This window comes from Pseudomonas sp. BJa5, assembly GCF_030272875.2.
GTDB lineage: Bacteria > Pseudomonadota > Gammaproteobacteria > Pseudomonadales > Pseudomonadaceae > Aquipseudomonas.
Genome location: NZ_JALRNG020000034.1, coordinates 1 through 17,115 on the forward strand (window position 1 = coordinate 1; position 17,115 = coordinate 17,115).

Consider the following 17,115-nt stretch of genomic DNA (forward strand, 5'->3'; position numbering starts at 1 on the left):
AGCACCACTTAACTCAGTTTCCCACAGTGGCAAGCACACCGCCGGCCCTTGTGGGAGCTGGCGAAGCCTGCGATGAAAGCACCACTTAACTCAGTTTCCCACAGTGGCAAGCACACCGCCGGCCCTTGTGGGAGCTGGCGAAGCCTGCGATGAAGGCCCCGCCTAGCCCTGGTCTTTCACCGGCTTGACCACAACAGTACAGGTCGTCCCCGCCGCCAGCAAAAAGCCCTCCGGCACTTCGTCGATATGAATCCGCACCGGCACCCGCTGGGCCAGGCGTACCCAGTTGAAGGTCGGGTTGACGTCGGCGATCAGCTCGCGGCTTTCCGGGTTGTCGCGGTCGTAGATGCCGCGGGAAATACTCTCCACATGGCCCTTGAGCACCTCGCCGCTCATCATCTGCAACTCGGCCTGGTCACCGACCTTCACGTGGGGCAGCTTGGTCTCTTCGAAGAAGCCGTAGACCCAGAACGAATCCTTGTCGACCACCGCCATCTTCGGCTCACCGGTGCGTGCATAGTCGCCGCGGTGGACGTTGAGGTTGGTCACGTAGCCATCGACGGTGGCGAGGATTTTCGTGCGTTTCAGGTCCAGCTCGGCCGCGGCCAGTTGCGCCTGGGCCTGCTGGTAGTCGGCCAGGGCCGAGTTGGCGATGTTGCTGGCGTCGTCGCGGTTCTCGCGGGAGATCACCAGGTTGTCCAGGTCGGCTCGGCGGTTGGCGTTGACCTTGCGCATCTCCCAGGTAGCCTTGCGCGAGGCGACCAGCGCCTGGGCCTGGCGCACCGCCACTTCGTAGTGCTCGGGGTCGATCTGCATCAGCAGGTCGCCCTTCTTCACCAGCTGGTTGTCACGCACCGGCACATCCACCACATAGCCCGGCACATCGGCGGCGACGTTGATGATGTCGGCGCGCACCCGCCCGTCGCGGGTCCAGGGGGTGTTCATGTAGTGCAGCCACAGCTGACGGCCGATCACCACGGCGGCGGCCAGCACGAGCAAGGTGGCGATCAGGCTGAAAAACTTTTTCATCAACAAGGGTCTCAACGGTAGAGAGTCAGGGCCATGGAACCGAACAGGCAGATAAACAGGCACAGGCGCAGCAGCGCCGGGTGCCAGAAGAAGCGGTAGCCGTCAACGCTTGCGATGAAGCGGTCCAGGCCCCAGGCAAGCCCGGCGGCAAACAGGAACATCAGGGTCATGGTCGGCATGTAGACGCCATGGAAGGCGATTTCACGAGGCATGGGGCAGTCCTTGCGCCGGGGCCAGGGCGGCCAGCGGCGACTGGGGGTCGAGCAGTGAAGTACGGATGAAATGCAGGTAGCTCTGCACCCGGCGCAGGGCCGAGGTGTCGAAGTGCCGGGCAAAGGGTTCGTCGGTGGCCTGCACGCGACTGATGGCATGGTCCACCGCGACCAGGGCGCGCTCATGGTTGCTCGCGCTCGGTTGCAGGAACAAGCGCGCCAGGGCGCGGCCCATGACCCGGATCGCCTGGCGCCAGGGTTGCGACTCGGCGTAGCACGGGTGCACCGGCAAAATCGCCTGCTCCTTGCGCAGCTCGATGATCGCGTGGCCGACCTCCAGCACCAGGAACATCCAGCGCAGCAGCTGGCTTTGCACCTGCGGCTTGCCGACAGCCAGGCCATAGGCCTGGTGCAGCAGGTCGCGGGTACGGCTTTCGAAGGCCGAGCCCAGGCCGCGCAGGCGACCGCTGATGGCGAACAGCACCTGGCCGCGCAGGTCCAGCTCCAGGCGACTCCACAGCCAGCGGCTGTTGGGCGGCAGGATGATCGCCCCGGCAGCGGCACAGACCAGCATGCCGATGACCATGGCGATGTAGTCGTTGATGAAGTTGTACGGGTTGTAGACCGTCAGATTGTCCGGCACCGAGCCGGTGGAAAAGAAGATCAGCAAGCCCAGGCCGACACCGGCATAGGCCGGTCGCGAAGCGAGGAAGGCGCCGAGCACGAACACCGGCGCCAGCACCAGGCACAGCAAGGGGAAGCCGTCGATCCAGGGGAACACGAAGAAGGTTTCGAAAAAGCCGATGAAGGCGCCAATCAAGGTGCCGCAGGCCATCTGGAACGACATGCGCTTGGGGTTGGGCGTGGCCGCCGACAGGCCCACGGTGGCAGCGGCGATCAGGGTCATCATCGCCCCGCTGGGCCAGGCCGTGGCGATCCAGTAGCTGCCCAGCACCAGCAGGATGAACGACGCGCGCAGCCCGGCCGCCAGCGACACCATCCAGTTGGTCTGCGCCACGTAGGGCTCGTCCCACTGCTCGCGGGCATGGTTGTGATCGGCCAGCGAGGCATGGGTCAGTGCGTAGCTGTGCAAGTCGTCGACGAAACGGTAGAGCAGCTCGTAGGCGGTGTGAAAATCCAGCAGGTCGGCATCGCTAGGACCGCTCTCGACAAAGGCGGCACGCAGGCTGCGCACGCGCTCCGGCAAGCCTTCCTTGTAGGCCGCCAGCTGCCCGGCCAGGCGCGCCGCGTCAGCATCGGTCAGGGCCCGGCCGGCATAGCCGTCAAGCAGCTCGGCCAGGGCCTTCAGGCCCGGCTCGATGGCGGTGACGATCTGCAGCGGGCCGCGCAGACGCAGGCGTTCAAGCAACTGGTGCAAGGCGTTGAAGCGCGTGGTGATGGCCATGAACTCGCTGTTCATGCGCCCCAGGCGACCGTTGCGCCGGCGCATGTGCGGGTCTTCGAAGGCGGTGACGTTGCGCAGGCTTTCCAGCCCCACCGCCTCGGCGATAAAGCGCACGTTGCTGCTTTCGAAGCGATCGCGCTGGCTGTCGCCGCGCAAGCCTTCGGCGACGAAACCGGCAAACACGCCAAAGCGCTGGTACAGCGCGTTGCGCATCGCCGCACTGGCCGACTGCGGCAGGATCGCGGCGCTGACCAGGGTCGAGACCAGGATCCCCAGGGAGATCTCCAGCACCCGCCACACCGCGGCCATGAAGGCGCCATCCGGATGCTGCAGGGCCGGCAGGCCGACCATCGCCGCCGTGTAGCCGGCAAGGACGAAGCCGTAGGCCTGGAAGGTCCGGTAGCGCATGGCACCGGCGGAACACAGGCCGACCCAGATCGCCAGGCTCGGCAGGAACAATTCGGTGTTCTGCGGAAACAGGGCGATCAGCAAGACCATCATCGACGAGCCGGCCAGGGTGCCGAGCAAGCGCCAGAAGCTCTTGGCGAACACATGCCCGCTCTGCGGCTGCATGACGATAAACACGGTGATCATCGCCGTACGCGGCTGCGGCAGCTCCAGGCGCATGGCCAGCCACAGGGTGAGGAAGGCGGCACTGAGGACCTTGACGATATAGACCCAGGTCACCCCGTCGGTGCGCGCCCATTCGAAGAAACCGCGACGCCATTCAAGGCTGGCCAGCCAGCGAAACGGCAAGCTGAGTGTGCTCATTCGGCATGGTCCGGTTTGTCGAAGATCGCCAGGGTGGCCGGGGTCTTCGGCGCCTGCTGTTTATCCTCGTCCGGCACATCGCTGCCCGCGCCCAGGCCGCCGCCCAGGGCGGTGACCAGTTCGGCATGGGCGGTCAGGCGCGCGGCCTGGACCTGCTGCTGGATCTGCTGCTGGCGGAACAGCAGGGTCTGGGCGTTGAGCACGTTGAGGTAATCGGTCAGGCCGCGCTGGAAGGCGATCATGGCGATGTCGTAGGTCTTCTGCGCCGAAGCCACCGACTCGGCGGCAAAGTGCTGCTGCTCGTTCATCGACTCGCGGCGGATCAGCTGATCGGAAATGCCCTTGAGTGCATCGACCACGGTCTGGTTGTAACGCGCCACGGCGATGTCATAGCCGGCCGACGCCACGCCCAGCTGCGAGCGCAGGCGGCCGCCATCGAAGATCGGCAGGCTGATGGCCGGGCCGACGTTGTAGTTGAACTTGCGCCCGGTGATGAACTCCAGCGGGCCGCCGCCGGTGGCCATGAAGCCCAGCCCGCCGACCAGGTCGACATTGGGGAAGAAGCCGGCATGGGCGACATCGATGCCACGCGCCTGGGCCGCCACCTGCCAGCGACTGGCCACCACATCCGGACGCTGGCCGACTAGCTCGGCCGGCAGGGCCGAGGGCAGCTTCAGCGGCGCGCCCAGGCTCAAGCGCGGGCGCTGCAATTGTGCGCCCTCGCCCGGCCCCTTGCCGGCCAGGGCCGCCAGTTGATTGCGCGCCAGGGCGATTTCTTCGTTCAAGGCATCGAGCTGGCGATGGGTTTCCGGCAGCGGTGTCTGCGCCTGGCTGACCTCGAAGTGGGTACCGATGCCACCGGCCAGGCGTCGCTCGGCCAGGGCCAGGATCTGCTCCTGTTGCTCAAGCTCGGCCTTGACGATATCGCGCTGGGCAAAATGCAGGGACAGCTGGATGTACACCTTGACGATGTTGTTCTGCAGCTCCAGTTGCGCCTGGCGCAGTTGCGCCGCGCTCATGTGGGCCATGTCCACGGCCTGCTCGCTGGCGTTGCGCTCGCGGCCCCAGAGGTCCAGGGCGTAGCTGAAGCCCAGCGCGGCGTTGTTGTCCCAGGTGTTGGCCCCGGACAGCGCGCCGGGGCCATAGAACTGGTCTTCCGGCCAGTTATGCCGCTTGAGCGTCGCCTCACCGTTGACCTGCAGTTTTTCCGCCGACTCGACCACCCCGGCCATGGCCTTGGCCTCACGCACCCGGGCGGCGGCCATGGCCATGCTCGGGCTGTCGTTGACAGCCAGGGCAATCCAGCGATCGAGTTGCGGGTCGCCGTAGGCGCGCCACCACTGCTGGGCGGGCCAATGGGCATCACGGGCGGCCTCTTGGATCGCCTCGTCGGTGGTCAGGGTATTGGCTTGCAGCGTCTTGCTTTGCGGGGCAATGCCCCAGGTTCCGATACAGCCGCTCAAGGTCAAGCTAAGGGCACAGACACTGAGCGCATTGAGCGCTCTGATGATGCGACGCGGCACAGCTGCGAATTCCCGACGTAGAAGGTGGATGACGCTTGGAGATGGCAATTCTAGGGGGCGGCCGCACTGGCGATAAGCGTGTATTACTGCGAATCTTTGTTACGAAAACGGCGATAATCCGGCTTTAGTCTGAAGACCGACACCGTTACTTCATGTCACAATTTGTCGTCTACTTTGAGAGCGACCCATGGACACCCTGCAAAACATGCGTGCTTTTAGTTGCGTAGCGCAAGTCGGCAGTTTTACTGCCGCGGCCGTGCAACTGGATACGACCACCGCCAACGTCTCGCGGGCGGTCTCCAATCTTGAAGCGCATCTGCAAACCCGCCTGCTCAACCGCACCACCCGGCGCATCGCCCTGACCGAAGCCGGCAAGCGCTACCTGATGCGCTGCGAACAGATCCTCACCTATGTCGAGGAAGCCGAAGCCGAAGCCAGCGACGCCCACGCCCGCCCCGCCGGGCAGTTGAAGGTGCATTCGATGACCGGCGTCGGCCAGCATTTCGTCATCGACGCAATCGCCCGTTACCGTGAAACCCACCCGGACGTGACCTTCGACCTGACCATGGCCAACCGCGTGCCGGACCTGCTCGACGAAGGCTATGACGTGTCCATCGTGCTGGCCAGCGAGCTGCCGGACTCGGGCTTCGTGTCCCAGCGCCTGGGCATCACCTACAGCATCGTCTGCGCCTCGCCCGACTACGTGAAACGCCACGGCATCGCCCAGAAGCCCAGCGACCTGCTCGGGCATGCCTGCCTGCGCATGGTCAGCCCGGTGATCCCGCTGGAAAAATGGCTGTTCGACGGCCCGGAAGGCCAGGAAGTGGTGAACATCACCCAGGCGCCGTTCCAGGTGAACTCGGCCGACGCGATGAAAACCGCGATCCGCAGCGGCATGGGGGTCGGCGTGCTGCCGATCTACTCGGCCATCGACGGCCTGCGCGACGGTTCGCTGGTGCGGGTAATGCCCGAGTACCGCCTGCAGGAGCTGAACCTGTACGCGATCTACCCGTCGCGCCAGTACCTGGATGCCAAGATCAAGACCTGGGTCGAGTACCTGCGCAACTCCTTGCCGGAAATCCTCGCGGCCCACGAAGCGGACCTCAAGACCCACGAATTGCGGATCGCCAACTGAAATCTTGCTGCACAGCGGCGGCGGAGAATGATAGCGTGCTACCCATTGTCCCCCGCCCGCAGGATTTCGCCGATGAAAAAGACCGTCCTTGCCTTCAGCCGCATCACCCCGGCGATGGTCGAACGCTTGCAGCAAGACTTCAACGTCATAGTGCCGAACCCCAAGCTCGGCGATATCAGTGCCCAGTTCAACGACGCCCTGCCAGAGGCCCATGGCCTGATCGGCGTGGGACGCAAACTGGGCAAGGCGCAGCTGGAGCATGCCGGCAAGCTTGAGGTGGTTTCCAGTGTTTCGGTCGGCTATGACAACTACGACCTGAACTACTTCAATGAACGCGGCATTGCCCTGACCAACACTCCCGACGTGCTGACCGAAAGCACCGCCGACCTGGGCTTCGCCCTGCTCATGGGCAGTGCCCGCCGGGTCGCCGAGCTCGACGCCTGGACCAAGGCCGGGCAGTGGCAGGCCACCGTCGGCCCGGCGCAGTTCGGCAGCGACGTGCACGGCAAGACCTTAGGCATCGTCGGCCTGGGCAACATCGGCGCAGCGATTGCCCGGCGTGGCCGGTTCGGCTTCAACATGCCGATCATCTACAGCGGCAACTCGCGCAAGCTGGCGCTGGAGCAGGAGCTGGGCGCCCAGTTCCGCAGCCTCGATCAACTGCTGGCCGAAGCCGACTTCGTCTGCCTGGTGGTGCCGCTGGGTGCCGACACCCGGCACCTGATCGGCAGCCGCGAACTGCAACTGATGAAGCCCAGTGCTTTCCTGATCAACGTCTCGCGTGGGCCGGTGGTCGATGAAGCGGCGCTGGTGCAGGCGTTGCAGCAAGGCACCATTCGCGGTGCCGGCCTGGATGTGTACGAGAAAGAGCCGCTGGCCGAATCGCCGCTGTTCCAGCTGCCCAATGCCTTGACCCTGCCCCATGTCGGCTCGGCCACCGCCGAAACCCGCGAGGCCATGGCCAACCGCGCCATCGACAACCTGCGCAGTGCCCTGCTGGGCGAGCGGCCACGGGACCTGGTCAATCCTCAAGTCTGGAAATAATCCCGACATCGCCATCGCAGGCTTCGCCAGCTCCCACAATGGTTCATCTTGCACCTAACCTTGTGGGAGCTGGCGCAGCCTGCGATCGACCGCGCAGCGGTCGCCAAAGCGTTCACCGCGGCCTGCGTCTTCTGCCCTGCACCTTGCGGATCACATACCGCGGCCGATGCTTGGTCTCCTGGTAGATGCGCCCGATGTACTCGCCAAGAATGCCGATGCCGATCAGTTGTACCCCACCCAGGAACAGGATCGCCGTCATCAGCGACGGATACCCCGGCAGGTCGGTGCCAAACAGCAGCTTGTCCACCACCATGAACAGGGCAAAGCCCAGGGCGATCAACGACACCCCACCGCCGATGTAGGTCCACAGCCGCAACGGCACGGTGCTGAACGAGGTGATGCCATCGAGCGCCAGGTTCCACAGGCTCCACGGATTGAACTTGCTCGCCCCGGCCAGCCGCGGCGCACGGTCGTACTCGATGATCTCGGTACGAAACCCCACCCACGACAACACGCCCTTCATGAACAGCTGCTGCTCCGGCAACTGGCGGATCGCCGTCACCACCTTGCGATCGAGCAGGCGAAAGTCGCCGACGTCCTCTTCGATCGGCGTCGAAGCAATGCGATTGTGCAGCCAGTAGTAAAGCCGCGCGCTCCAGCGCTTGAGGCGGGTATCGGCGGAGCGGTCGCGGCGCTTGGCCAGGACCACGTCGGCGCCTCCCTGCCAGCGCTGCACCAGCTTTGCGATGACCTCGACCGGGTCCTGCAGGTCGACGTCGATGGGCACCACAGCATCGCCATCGGCATACTCAAGGCCAGCGAACAAGGCCGACTCCTTGCCGAAGTTGCGTGAGAAGTTGATCACCGTGACCCACTCATCGCCTGCCGCAAGCTCGGCACAGATCGCCTCGGTGTCATCGCTGCTGCCATCGTTGACGAACAGGATTTCCACCTTCATGCCGCGCAGCGACGGCTCGTCGCGCACCGCCCGGTAAAAGCGCTCGATCGTGGCTTGCTCGTTGTACACCGGCACGATCAGGGAAATGTTCATGGTGTCCTGCGCCTGAAGACCACATTGGATGAAAAGCCGTAACCCACTATCAGGCTGATTGCGGAAAAGGTCACCAGGGTCAGCCAGGGCGACAGGTGTGCCCAGTCGGAAATGGCGCCCAGCACCAGGCTCAGGCTGCCCATCCCCAACAGGAACAACAGGTAGCGCCAGCCCCCCGGGCGGGTCCCGAACGTGAATCGGGCATTGAGGAAGTAGGACAGCGTGGCGGCCACGGCGAAGGCCAGCAGGTTGCTCAGCGCCTGGGACTGGCCCAACGGCAGGTGCAGTATGAAAAATACCAGCCAGTGCACCCCTGTATTGCCGATGCCGATCAGCCCGTAGCGGGCGAAGCGCTGCAGGTTCACCACCGGTAGCTCTCCGGATCGTGGGGCGTCTTCATCAGCACGTAGCCAACATCACCGACCAGGTGGATGACGTAGAACTTGTTGTCCACCCGGGGTTGCGGGCTACGGGCCAGCACCTGCCGACGTCCCAGGGGGACATGGGAGCCGAAGTTGCTCAGTCCGAGTCTCGGCATCATCTCCGGCAGCAGCAGGAAGTTGATGTTGAGCACGTACTTCAGGGCCGGCATGGCCCGCACCGAACCGCTGGCGGCAGGCAACCACTGGCCGCTGGAGTCGATGTCCAGCACGTAGTAGCGCCGGGCCGAAGCCAGGTCCGGTCGCGAGCTGATGTCGTGGGCCAGGGAAAAACTGATGGCCTGTTGCAACTCCTTCTCGACCAGCAGCACGCGCCCATAGGCATAGGCAAACGACAACATGCACAGCAGCGGAACCAGCAACAGCCAGCCCAGGCGCAGGTGCAACGCGGTCAGCAGCCGATGGGCGAGCCACAAGACCAGTACCATGACCGTCCCCAGGCCCATCAAGGTCCGCGCGCCGTCGTTGAAGTCGGCGAACAGCAGGGTCAGCCCCGGTACCAGCAGCAGCACCATCGGCAGCGGCAGCAGCAGCGCCAGCAGCAGGCCCAACCTTGCCAGGACACTGCCCTCGCCGCGCAGTACCCGGGCAGCGGCCAGGACCACCCCGAGTAGCGCCAGGGCCAGCAAACCGAACATGAACCAGGCCGTGCCCGGCGTGAACAACAATCCAAGATGTTCTGTGATCAGTTGCAGCCGTTGCAGGACCATGTCCGGCCATTGCCCATCGAATGCCAGCAATGACTCGCGCATCGTCGTCATTAGCTGAAACGCACTGAGGTAATAAAGCAGGCAGCCGCCGAGCAACTGGGCAAGGCGTCCGATGGCGTGAATACAGGTCTGCCGAAAGTCTGCTCCCTGCACCACCTGGCGCAGCACTTCGACACAACAGAGCCCGGCAAACAGGTTGAGGCTGATCTGGTAGAAGCTGGCGGCAACGGCCACCCACACCGCACCGTAGATCAGATAACGCCGACGTTCCGGCTCGAAGGTGATCGCCAGCACGCTGGCCGCCAGGGCCAGGGCCATGGTCGGGCCGTCGAACTGGTAGGACAGGTTCTGCAGGAAGAACGGGTTGTACCAAAGGGGCAGGACCACCAGCACGGCACTGGCATCGGGCGCGACGAAGTAGTGTCGTACCAGACGTGCCAGGGCCAGGGCGCTGGCCACCGCGGCCAGCAGCAACGGCAGCGGGAACAGGTTCGGCGCCCCCGGGCCGAAGCTCAGTACCGCATAGAGCCAGCCGGTGAGCACCCTGCCCTCGCCGGTCCAGCTATCGCTGGCCACCTGGGTGCGCCAGACGTCATCCATGTAGGTGTAGTCGGCCAACAGCAGCGGCAGCAGGTGCAGGCCGATCGCAAGCAGGCAGAACACCTGGACCTCGCGAGCGGACAAGTGCCTGCTCCACAGTGCTGATGACAACATGGCCGACCCCCGCAATGTGCATTCACTGGCCTAGTCTAGCCAGCGCATGGCACTGCGCACGCCGTGCCGGGAGTATCTATCCGGAGACCGGCTTGGCCTGCACGCTGGCCGCCCCGCTGACCGGGTTTTGCTTGCGACGAAACACCAGCACGTTGCCCAGCATCACCAGCACCAGCCCCAGCAAGGCCGGCGCCGTCCACTGATAGCCTTCGTAGAAGGCCGAGACATTCAGCGCCACCAGCGGAAACAGCACCGTGCAGTACGCCGCCCGCTCCGGCCCCATGCGACCGACCAGGGTCAGGTAGGCGGTAAAGCCGATCACCGAGCCCGGAATCACCAGGTACAGCAGCGAGCCGATATAGCGCGTGTTCCACTCCATCGCAAAGGGAATGCCGCTGAACAGGCAGAACAGGCCCAGCATCGTCGCGCCATAGAACATGCCCCAGGCATTGGTGGTCATCGGCCGCAGCCCGGCTTTCTGCTGCAGGGTGGAGAGCATGTTGCCGGCGGAGAAACACAAGGTGCCGAGCAAGGCCAGGGCCAGTCCCAGCAGGGTTTGCGGGCTGGCTGCATGCCCGGACAGCTCCGGCCAGAACAGCAGGCCCAGGCCGACAAGGCCCAGGGCGCCACCGGCCAGCACATTGGTGGCGATCTTCTGGCCGAAGAAAATCCTCGCATTGAGCGCGTTCCACAGCGTGGCGGTGGAAAACACCACGGCGATCAGGCCGCTGGGGATCCACTGGCTGGCGGTCAGAAAGCACATGAAGTTGACGCAGAACAGGCACAAGCCCTGAGCCAGGCAGATACCGTGGCCCCGCCGGTTCATCGGCTGCAGGCGCCGGCTGAGCAGCAGGATGGCAAACAGCACCAGGGCCGCCAGGGCGAAGCGATAGACAATCGACACGGGAATGGCGACCACGCCCAGCTGCCACTTCAAGGCAATCCAGGTGGTGCCCCAGATCAGGACGGTGAGCAGGTACAACGACAGGTTCATGGCAGCACTCCTCTAACTGGAGGCCAGTTTCTGCCCATGTCACGGTCGCGCGCTTGCACAAACTTGCGCTTTTCCCTCAGGACCCGCTGTCAGCCAGGGCCGACGCGGGTAGGATGGCAGCAGAGGAGAAAGCGATGATTCCCCTGAACCAGCTGCAAGTCTTTCAAGCCATGCACGACTCGCCCAACACCCGCCTGGAACACAGCGCGCAACTGGGTGACGGCATGGTTGCAGCCTTGTGGAACAACCGCGACGACGCCCGCGATTACCACGCTCCGAGTCATCACACCCTGTCCTGCTACATCGCCGGCGGCACCGGCACCTTTCGCCGTGACCGGCCATCGGCCAAGGGCGCGCCGGGCAAGCTGTGCATCCTGCCGGCCGGTCACGAGTCGAACTGGGTAATCAACGGCTCGATCCGCCTGGTGCACCTGTACATCACCCAGGAGCAGTTCGCCCTGGAGTGCATCCGCCTGCTGGACCGCGAACCCCGTGCCCTGCAATTGCAGGAAAACACCTTTCTCGACGATGCCGGGCAGACCGCGCGCTTTCGTCAGTTGATCGCCCTGAACTGGGACGAGCCGGGTGAACGGCTGCTGACCAGCAGCCTGGCCCACGAGCTGGTCGACCATGCCCTGCTCCACCAGGTCGGCCTGCGCCAGGGCCTGCGCCTGAAGGGCGGGCTGGCCCCCCATCAGCGCCGGCTGCTGGCCGACTATGTCGAACAGCACATCGAGCAGCCGCTGAGCCTGGGTGAACTGGCGGCCCTGTGCAACCTGTCCGAGTACCACTTCGCGCGGATGTTCCGTGAAAGCTTCGGCCTGCCGCCGCACCAGTACCTGCTGGCCCGGCGCCTGGCCAAGGCGCGGCAGTTGCTACGTTTCGGCGAGCTGCCGCTGGGCCAGGTCGCCCTGCTGTGCGGTTTTGCCAGCGCCAGCCACTTCAGCAATCGCTTCCGCCAGGCGCTGGGGGCGACGCCCGGTGAGTACCGGGCGGCGTTCCGGGGCTAGAACGGGCTCGGCTTACCCGGGCAGCACGGCCATTACCGGCCCCAGCACCAGGCTGATGCCAAGCAGCCCGAGCAACAGCTTCGGCTGGTAGGGCAGCAGGAACACCCAGAGGGTCACCCCCGCCATCAGCACCGCGAACAGTTCGACCAGGCCCATGGCCCAGCCGCTGTGGTGCACCGCCAGCCACAAGGCCAGCACCAGCAACGACCAGCCGCCGATGCGCAAGCCACGCAAGCGCGCAGCAGTGGGCGTGGCACCGAGCAGCTCCTTGTAGTGTTTTTCCATGGCCAGGCACAGGCTGGCGAAGCCGGCAAAGCCGAACAGGGTAACGGCGAGCATCAGGTCACCTCGCTTTCGATCAGGCTGGCAGTGGCCGCTTTCTCCGCCCTGGCTGCCCGCTTGGGCGCCGTCACCGGTGCACGCCACATCTTGCCGGCGCCCCAGGCCAGGAACAGGCCGCAGCCCAAGGCCGTCAGGTCGAACCCGGCCATGGCCCAGTCACCCGCAGGAATCGACTGCAACAGGCCTGCGTGGGTGGTCAGTTGATTGAGCAACGGCAGGCCGGCCCACAGCAGGGCCGCCAGCCCCAGTTGCTCGGCCCAGGCGCGTCGGCCCGGACGCAGCACGGCGTGCAGCAACGACAGGGCCCAGAGCAGGAAGAAGCTGTTGATCTCCCAGCCGGCGCGGCCTTCGAGCCCCAGCGGCAGCAGGCGGTTGGCCCAGAAGAACGCGGCCACGCCGATCAGCAGGCCGCTCATGCTGGCGATGTTCAGCACCTCCACCAGGCGCAGCTCGAACGGCTGGGTACCACTCTTGGCGTGCTTGAGCTGACGCTTGCCCAGCCACAGCACCAGGCCGGTGCCGATCACCGCGGTGCCGGCCAGGCCGAAGAAGAAGTACAGCCAGCGCAGCCAGGGCCCGGCGAACACGCCCATGTGCAGGCCGTACATGCCACCGGAAATCACCACAGGAACGGCGTCGAGCTTGCTGCTGCCCTGCAGCGTGCCGTTGACGCCATCGAAGATCCAGCCACCACCGCGCTGGTAGGCGATGCGCTCGCCGGCATGACGGGTAAAGCGCACGCGGGCGTTCTGGTCGCCGGGGTTCTGCACTTCGATCCAGCCCAGGCGCGTGCCCGGCGCCTGCTCCTGGACCTTCTGGTACAAGCTCGGCAATGGCAGCAGCGGCGCAGCGACGCCGGCGACCTTGACGTTTTCCGGGGTACCGAACAGGTCATTGAAAAAGCCGCGGCTGTTGTCGCCATAGCTGGCGATGATGCTCGCCGGCATGACCATGGACATGAAGATCACCAGGCTGCTGTAGCTGATCATCAGGTGGAACGGCAGCACCAGCACGCCGATGGCGTTATGGCCATCGAGCCAGGAGCGCTGGCCCTTGCCCGGGCGGAAGGTGAAGAACTCCTTGAAGATCTTCTTGTGGGTAATGATGCCGGTCACCAGCCCCAGCAGCATGATGAACGCGGCAAAGGTCGACAACCAGCGGCCCCAGGGATGCGGCATCTCCAGCTGGAAATGGAAACGATAGAAGAAGTTGCCGCCACGGGTCTCGCGGGGCGCAAGCTCGGCCCCGGTGGCCGGGTCGAGGGTCTTGTCGATGAAATCGCGGCGCCCGGCATTGGCCGCACGCCAGCCGACACTCAGGCCCGGCTCGCGGGCATCGGGCAAGCGGATGAACCAGCTGCCGGCACCGGTGGCGTGTTCCTCAAGGTACGACTGGGCCAGGGCCAGGCTGGCCTCGGGGTCCAGCGCCCGCACCGGCACCTCGGGCTGGGTCCAGTGACTGATCTCTTCCTTGAAATAGGACATCGTCCCGGTCAGGAAAATCGCGAACAGCAACCAGCCGAAAATCAGACCGGTCCAGGTGTGCAGCCAGGCCATGGCCTGGCGAAAGCCCTCTTTCATCAGTTTTTCATCCAGTAGGCCAGTCCATTGATCGCCCCCAGCACCAGGCTCGGCAGCAGTACACCCAGCCAGGCCTGCCAGGCGCTGCGGCTGGCGAAGCACCAGAGGAAGGCCACCAGGTAGAACAGGAACGACAGCATCATCCCGCTGAGTACCGCCTCGGCCTTGGGCATCGGTGCCAGCAGGGTGATGCAGACACTGGCCATGGCCGCCAGCAAGTAACCGCCAAACACAGCGGCCAGGCAGCGTGACGTCACGGCCAATCGATAACTCAGGGGTAGCCCGGCGGCTTTGCTTTTCATGGCATCCATTCCTGGTGAAGAATTCCTGATACTAAATGATTTGTATTCTCATAGGCAAAGCCGCCTGACGATCCATCAGAACGAGAAGTCGACGCCCAGGGTGTAGCGACGTCCATCGAGCACGGTCTGGTAGTTCTCGTAGTCCACTTCCTTGTTGAACACGTTGTAGACACCGGCCAGCAGCTTGAGGTTTTTCGTCACCTTGTAGGTGCCGCCCAGGTCGACGAAGGTGTAGGACGGCGTACCGTCGGACATGGTGGTCCTGCCCAGGTAGTCGGAGGTCTTGCCGCGATAGTTGAGCCGCGCCCAAGTGCCCAGCTGGTCGGTGTTCTGCCAGTCCAGGGTGGCGTTGAACATATGCCGTGGCATCTGGTTCAGCGGTTTGCCCTTGAGCGGACCGCTCTTCTGCTCGGAGTCGGTGAACGTGTAGTTGGTGGCCAGCGACAGCCGCTGGGTCAGGTCCCAATCCAGGGTCGCCTCGATGCCGCGCATCTGCGCCTCGTCGACGTTGACCCGGTCGCTGATGAACTTGTACGAGGTACCGCCGATCTGGCACTGGCCCGAGGCCGTGCCGGTGCTGTCGGTACAGCGGCGTTGTTCAGTGATCTTGTCCTTGAAGTCGGTGTTGAACAGGGTGACGCCGGTGGAGAAGCCCTCCAGGCTGTCCCAGATGACCCCGATTTCCTGGCTCAGGCTCTCCTCCGGCTTGAGGCTGGAGTTGCCGACGATGATCGCCGGATCGCCACCGCCACCGGTGATCTGTCCCCAGTCATCCACGGCCGCACGGATGTCCGGCGAGCGGTAGCCGCTGGATACGCCGCCCTTGACGGTCCAGTGCGCGGTCGGGTGGTAGACCCCGTACAAACGTGGCGACCAGTGGGTGCCGTAGTTCTCGTCGCGGTCCATGCGCAAGCCGCCGGTCAGGGCGAAGGTGTCGGTCAGGCGCCATTCGTCTTCGGCGAACAGGGCCCAGGACCAGCGCGTCAGCTGGTTCACGCTGGAGGCCGAGGCCAACTGGTTGCCCTCGTCGCTCAAATCTTCGTACTTGTACTGGCCACCGAAGGTGGTGGTGTGCGAATCGCTGAAGAACGACACCTGGGAGTTGAGCACGGTGTTCTCCAGCTCCATGCGCCGGCCCGGATTCTCGATCTTCTCGCGCTGCAGATAGCTGTCGGTGGTGATGCTGTCCCAGCGGCCGGAATGGCTGATGGCGAAATTGGTGCGGTCGTAGTCGTTGTTGCTGTCGGAGGAGCGCGCCGAGCGGCCTACGTGGGCATTGCGCTCCTGCTCGGACTTGCCCGCTTCCAGGGTGATGTCGTTGTGCGCGTCAGGGGTGAAGGACAGTTTGGCCGTGCCGCTGTCGGTGCTCTGCTCGTTGAAGCCGTTGACGATATGGTCTTCATCGCGGCGTGAACGCTGGCCGTAGAGCTGCAGGCCGACCAGGTTCTCGATCAGCGGCCCGGAGACGAAGGCGCTGGTGCTGTTGTAATCGCCCGAGTCGGAACGGTCCTGGAAGGTCGCTTCGCTGCGCACGCCGCCGTACCAGGTCGGGGTCACCTTGCGGGTGATGATGTTGATCACCCCGCCCATGGCATCGGAGCCATAGAGCGAAGACATCGGGCCACGGACCACTTCGATGCGCTCGATGGCTTCCAGCGGCGGCATCCAGCCCTGCTCGATACCGGCGCCATCACTGTTGGGGCGGGTCGCCCGGGAATCCTGGCGCTTGCCGTCGACCAGCATCAGGGTGTACTTGGAGGCCATGCCGCGGATGCTGATGTCGCTGGAACTGGCGCCACCGGTGACCACCACGCCGGGGACATCACGCAGGGCATCGGTCACGTCGCGGTAGGACTTGTTCTCGATCTGCTCGCGGGTAATCACCGAGATCGACGCCGGGGCGTCCTTGATCTGCTGGGAAAAGCCCGAGGCGGTGACCACCATGTTATCCAGCTCCAGCGGCTGGCTTTCAGCGCTGGCTTGGGCGGCATACAGCGAGCCTATGGTGAGTGCGAGGCAGGATCTGACGAAAAGCGGGGACACGAGGACCTCTCCCTGAGAAATGTAAATTCTGGGTAAACCCAATCAGGGAGCGAATGCTATTTATTCGCAAATGAGAGTAAAGGTTATTTACTTTTTTTACATTTTCCTCGGCACCTGCGACCGTCGAACCTCATACGGTATACCTGCAATCTTGGCCGCGTTCTGATCCAGCGCATGCAAAAGCCCGGCCCATGCCGGGCTTTTTGCTACAGGATATTTTTCTTCATCAAGGGGTTGAAAAGTTTCGCCAAGTGCCTGACCTTGTAGTCAAGAGGCGATGAGTTCCATTGGCCGCAACGGCCCCATCGATTCTCTTGCGAGCTAGCTGAATAAGGGATTGAACTATGCAAATCCAAGTCAATAGCGACAACCATATTCAAGGCAACATCCGGCTGAACGAATGGGTTCGCAGCACGGTAGAAAGCATGCTCGAACGCTACGAAGAAGACCTCACCCGCGTCGAGGTTCACCTTCGCGATGAAAATGGCGACAAGCCAGGCCCACACGACAAACGCTGCCAGATGGAGGCACGCCCAAAAGGCCATCAACCGATTTCCGTAACCCACAAGTCAGCCTCGCTGGACCAGGCGGTCGACGGCGCTGCCCAGAAGCTCAACCATGCCCTGGAGCACTTCTACGGCAAACTGCGCAGCAAGCGCGCAGTCACTCAGCAAAGCGCCAGCACCGGCCCGGCCGACGGCCTGCTACAGGAAGAATTCCTGGAGAACGAGCAAGCTCGCAGCATTAGCTGAATGACATAACGCAGACGGTAAAAAGGCGAGCCTGGGGCTCGCCTTTTTTATTGCTGTT

At 64.1% G+C, this 17,115-nt stretch carries 16 protein-coding genes; 4 read left to right on the forward strand and 12 right to left on the reverse strand.

Features of this window, described 5'->3' with window-relative positions; translation table 11 throughout:
- Positions 1-162: 162 nt before the first annotated feature.
- From M2D63_RS18765 to M2D63_RS18780, 4 genes are read right to left on the reverse strand one after another with little or no spacing between them, the layout of a single operon-like run.
- Positions 163-1,029: an HlyD family secretion protein gene (locus tag M2D63_RS18765; RefSeq protein WP_285864493.1), complete on the reverse strand. Its 867-nt coding sequence runs from the start codon at positions 1,027-1,029 to the stop codon at positions 163-165.
- Positions 1,030-1,040: 11 nt separating this feature from the next.
- The gene (locus tag M2D63_RS18770; protein ID WP_128323828.1) at positions 1,041-1,241 is read right to left on the reverse strand and encodes a DUF1656 domain-containing protein; all 201 of its coding nucleotides are present in this window, start codon (positions 1,239-1,241) and stop codon (positions 1,041-1,043) included.
- Entirely contained in the window at positions 1,231-3,417 is a 2,187-nt protein-coding gene (locus M2D63_RS18775; protein WP_285864494.1) for an FUSC family protein, read from the reverse strand. The genes M2D63_RS18770 and M2D63_RS18775 overlap by 11 nt, the downstream gene beginning before the upstream one ends.
- Entirely contained in the window at positions 3,414-4,940 is a 1,527-nt protein-coding gene (locus M2D63_RS18780) for an efflux transporter outer membrane subunit (protein WP_285864495.1), read from the reverse strand. The genes M2D63_RS18775 and M2D63_RS18780 overlap by 4 nt, the downstream gene beginning before the upstream one ends.
- A 187-nt stretch (positions 4,941-5,127) precedes the next feature.
- On the opposite strand from M2D63_RS18780, the gene M2D63_RS18785 reads away from it, so the two are divergent.
- Positions 5,128-6,075 (forward strand): LysR family transcriptional regulator, encoded by a 948-nt coding sequence (locus M2D63_RS18785; protein ID WP_285864496.1) that lies wholly within the window; start codon positions 5,128-5,130, stop codon positions 6,073-6,075.
- 72 nt (positions 6,076-6,147) lie between these two features.
- Positions 6,148-7,119 (forward strand): D-glycerate dehydrogenase, encoded by a 972-nt coding sequence (locus M2D63_RS18790; protein ID WP_285864497.1) that lies wholly within the window; start codon positions 6,148-6,150, stop codon positions 7,117-7,119.
- 112 nt (positions 7,120-7,231) lie between these two features.
- Here M2D63_RS18790 and M2D63_RS18795 read toward each other — a convergent pair whose 3' ends face one another.
- From M2D63_RS18795 to M2D63_RS18810, 4 genes are all read right to left on the reverse strand, one after another.
- Positions 7,232-8,170 (reverse strand): glycosyltransferase family 2 protein, encoded by a 939-nt coding sequence (locus M2D63_RS18795; RefSeq protein ID WP_285864498.1) that lies wholly within the window; start codon positions 8,168-8,170, stop codon positions 7,232-7,234.
- Entirely contained in the window at positions 8,167-8,538 is a 372-nt protein-coding gene (locus tag M2D63_RS18800; RefSeq protein ID WP_285864499.1) for a GtrA family protein, read from the reverse strand. Before M2D63_RS18800 ends, M2D63_RS18795 begins: the two co-directional genes overlap by 4 nt.
- Complete coding sequence (locus M2D63_RS18805) at positions 8,532-10,004, reverse strand: glucosyltransferase domain-containing protein (protein WP_285864500.1); 1,473 nt, start codon at positions 10,002-10,004, stop codon at positions 8,532-8,534. Before M2D63_RS18805 ends, M2D63_RS18800 begins: the two co-directional genes overlap by 7 nt.
- A gap of 106 nt (positions 10,005-10,110) precedes the next feature.
- Positions 10,111-11,028, reverse strand: coding sequence for a DMT family transporter (locus M2D63_RS18810; RefSeq protein ID WP_285864501.1), 918 nt, complete (start codon positions 11,026-11,028; stop codon positions 10,111-10,113).
- Positions 11,029-11,162: 134 nt separating this feature from the next.
- Between M2D63_RS18810 and M2D63_RS18815 the strand changes: the two genes are divergently transcribed.
- Complete coding sequence (locus tag M2D63_RS18815; RefSeq protein ID WP_285864502.1) at positions 11,163-12,038, forward strand: helix-turn-helix domain-containing protein; 876 nt, start codon at positions 11,163-11,165, stop codon at positions 12,036-12,038.
- A gap of 12 nt (positions 12,039-12,050) precedes the next feature.
- Here M2D63_RS18815 and M2D63_RS18820 read toward each other — a convergent pair whose 3' ends face one another.
- From M2D63_RS18820 to M2D63_RS18835, 4 genes are all read right to left on the reverse strand, one after another.
- Positions 12,051-12,377, reverse strand: a complete 327-nt coding sequence (locus M2D63_RS18820) for a DUF3325 domain-containing protein (protein WP_285864503.1) — start codon at positions 12,375-12,377, stop codon at positions 12,051-12,053.
- Positions 12,377-13,960, reverse strand: a complete 1,584-nt coding sequence (locus M2D63_RS18825) for a PepSY domain-containing protein (RefSeq protein ID WP_285864504.1) — start codon at positions 13,958-13,960, stop codon at positions 12,377-12,379. The genes M2D63_RS18820 and M2D63_RS18825 overlap by 1 nt, the downstream gene beginning before the upstream one ends.
- Entirely contained in the window at positions 13,960-14,262 is a 303-nt protein-coding gene (locus M2D63_RS18830; RefSeq protein WP_285864505.1) for a DUF3649 domain-containing protein, read from the reverse strand. Before M2D63_RS18830 ends, M2D63_RS18825 begins: the two co-directional genes overlap by 1 nt.
- Before the next feature lie 75 nt (positions 14,263-14,337).
- Positions 14,338-16,305: a ligand-gated channel protein gene (locus M2D63_RS18835; RefSeq protein WP_285864506.1), complete on the reverse strand. Its 1,968-nt coding sequence runs from the start codon at positions 16,303-16,305 to the stop codon at positions 14,338-14,340.
- Between the two features lie 344 nt (positions 16,306-16,649).
- Here M2D63_RS18835 and M2D63_RS18840 point away from each other — a divergent pair, with 344 nt between their 5' ends.
- On the forward strand, positions 16,650-17,057 hold the full coding sequence (locus M2D63_RS18840; RefSeq protein WP_285864507.1) for an HPF/RaiA family ribosome-associated protein: 408 nt from the start codon (positions 16,650-16,652) through the stop codon (positions 17,055-17,057).
- The last annotated feature ends 58 nt before the right edge of the window (positions 17,058-17,115 follow it).

What these genes read in the sequence shown, in the direction of transcription:
- M2D63_RS18810 (WP_285864501.1), bottom strand. Translation starts at nt 11,028, where the DNA reads ATGAACCTGTCGTTGTACCTGCTCACCGTCCTGATCTGGGGCACCACC.
- M2D63_RS18815 (WP_285864502.1), top strand. Translation starts at nt 11,163, where the DNA reads ATGATTCCCCTGAACCAGCTGCAAGTCTTTCAAGCCATGCACGACTCG.
- M2D63_RS18785 (WP_285864496.1), top strand. Translation starts at nt 5,128, where the DNA reads ATGGACACCCTGCAAAACATGCGTGCTTTTAGTTGCGTAGCGCAAGTC.
- M2D63_RS18820 (WP_285864503.1), bottom strand. Translation starts at nt 12,377, where the DNA reads ATGCTCGCCGTTACCCTGTTCGGCTTTGCCGGCTTCGCCAGCCTGTGC.
- M2D63_RS18840 (WP_285864507.1), top strand. Translation starts at nt 16,650, where the DNA reads ATGCAAATCCAAGTCAATAGCGACAACCATATTCAAGGCAACATCCGG.
- M2D63_RS18775 (WP_285864494.1), bottom strand. Translation starts at nt 3,417, where the DNA reads ATGAGCACACTCAGCTTGCCGTTTCGCTGGCTGGCCAGCCTTGAATGG.
- M2D63_RS18795 (WP_285864498.1), bottom strand. Translation starts at nt 8,170, where the DNA reads ATGAACATTTCCCTGATCGTGCCGGTGTACAACGAGCAAGCCACGATC.
- M2D63_RS18770 (WP_128323828.1), bottom strand. Translation starts at nt 1,241, where the DNA reads ATGCCTCGTGAAATCGCCTTCCATGGCGTCTACATGCCGACCATGACC.
- M2D63_RS18830 (WP_285864505.1), bottom strand. Translation starts at nt 14,262, where the DNA reads ATGAAAAGCAAAGCCGCCGGGCTACCCCTGAGTTATCGATTGGCCGTG.
- M2D63_RS18765 (WP_285864493.1), bottom strand. Translation starts at nt 1,029, where the DNA reads ATGAAAAAGTTTTTCAGCCTGATCGCCACCTTGCTCGTGCTGGCCGCC.
- M2D63_RS18790 (WP_285864497.1), top strand. Translation starts at nt 6,148, where the DNA reads ATGAAAAAGACCGTCCTTGCCTTCAGCCGCATCACCCCGGCGATGGTC.
- M2D63_RS18825 (WP_285864504.1), bottom strand. Translation starts at nt 13,960, where the DNA reads ATGAAAGAGGGCTTTCGCCAGGCCATGGCCTGGCTGCACACCTGGACC.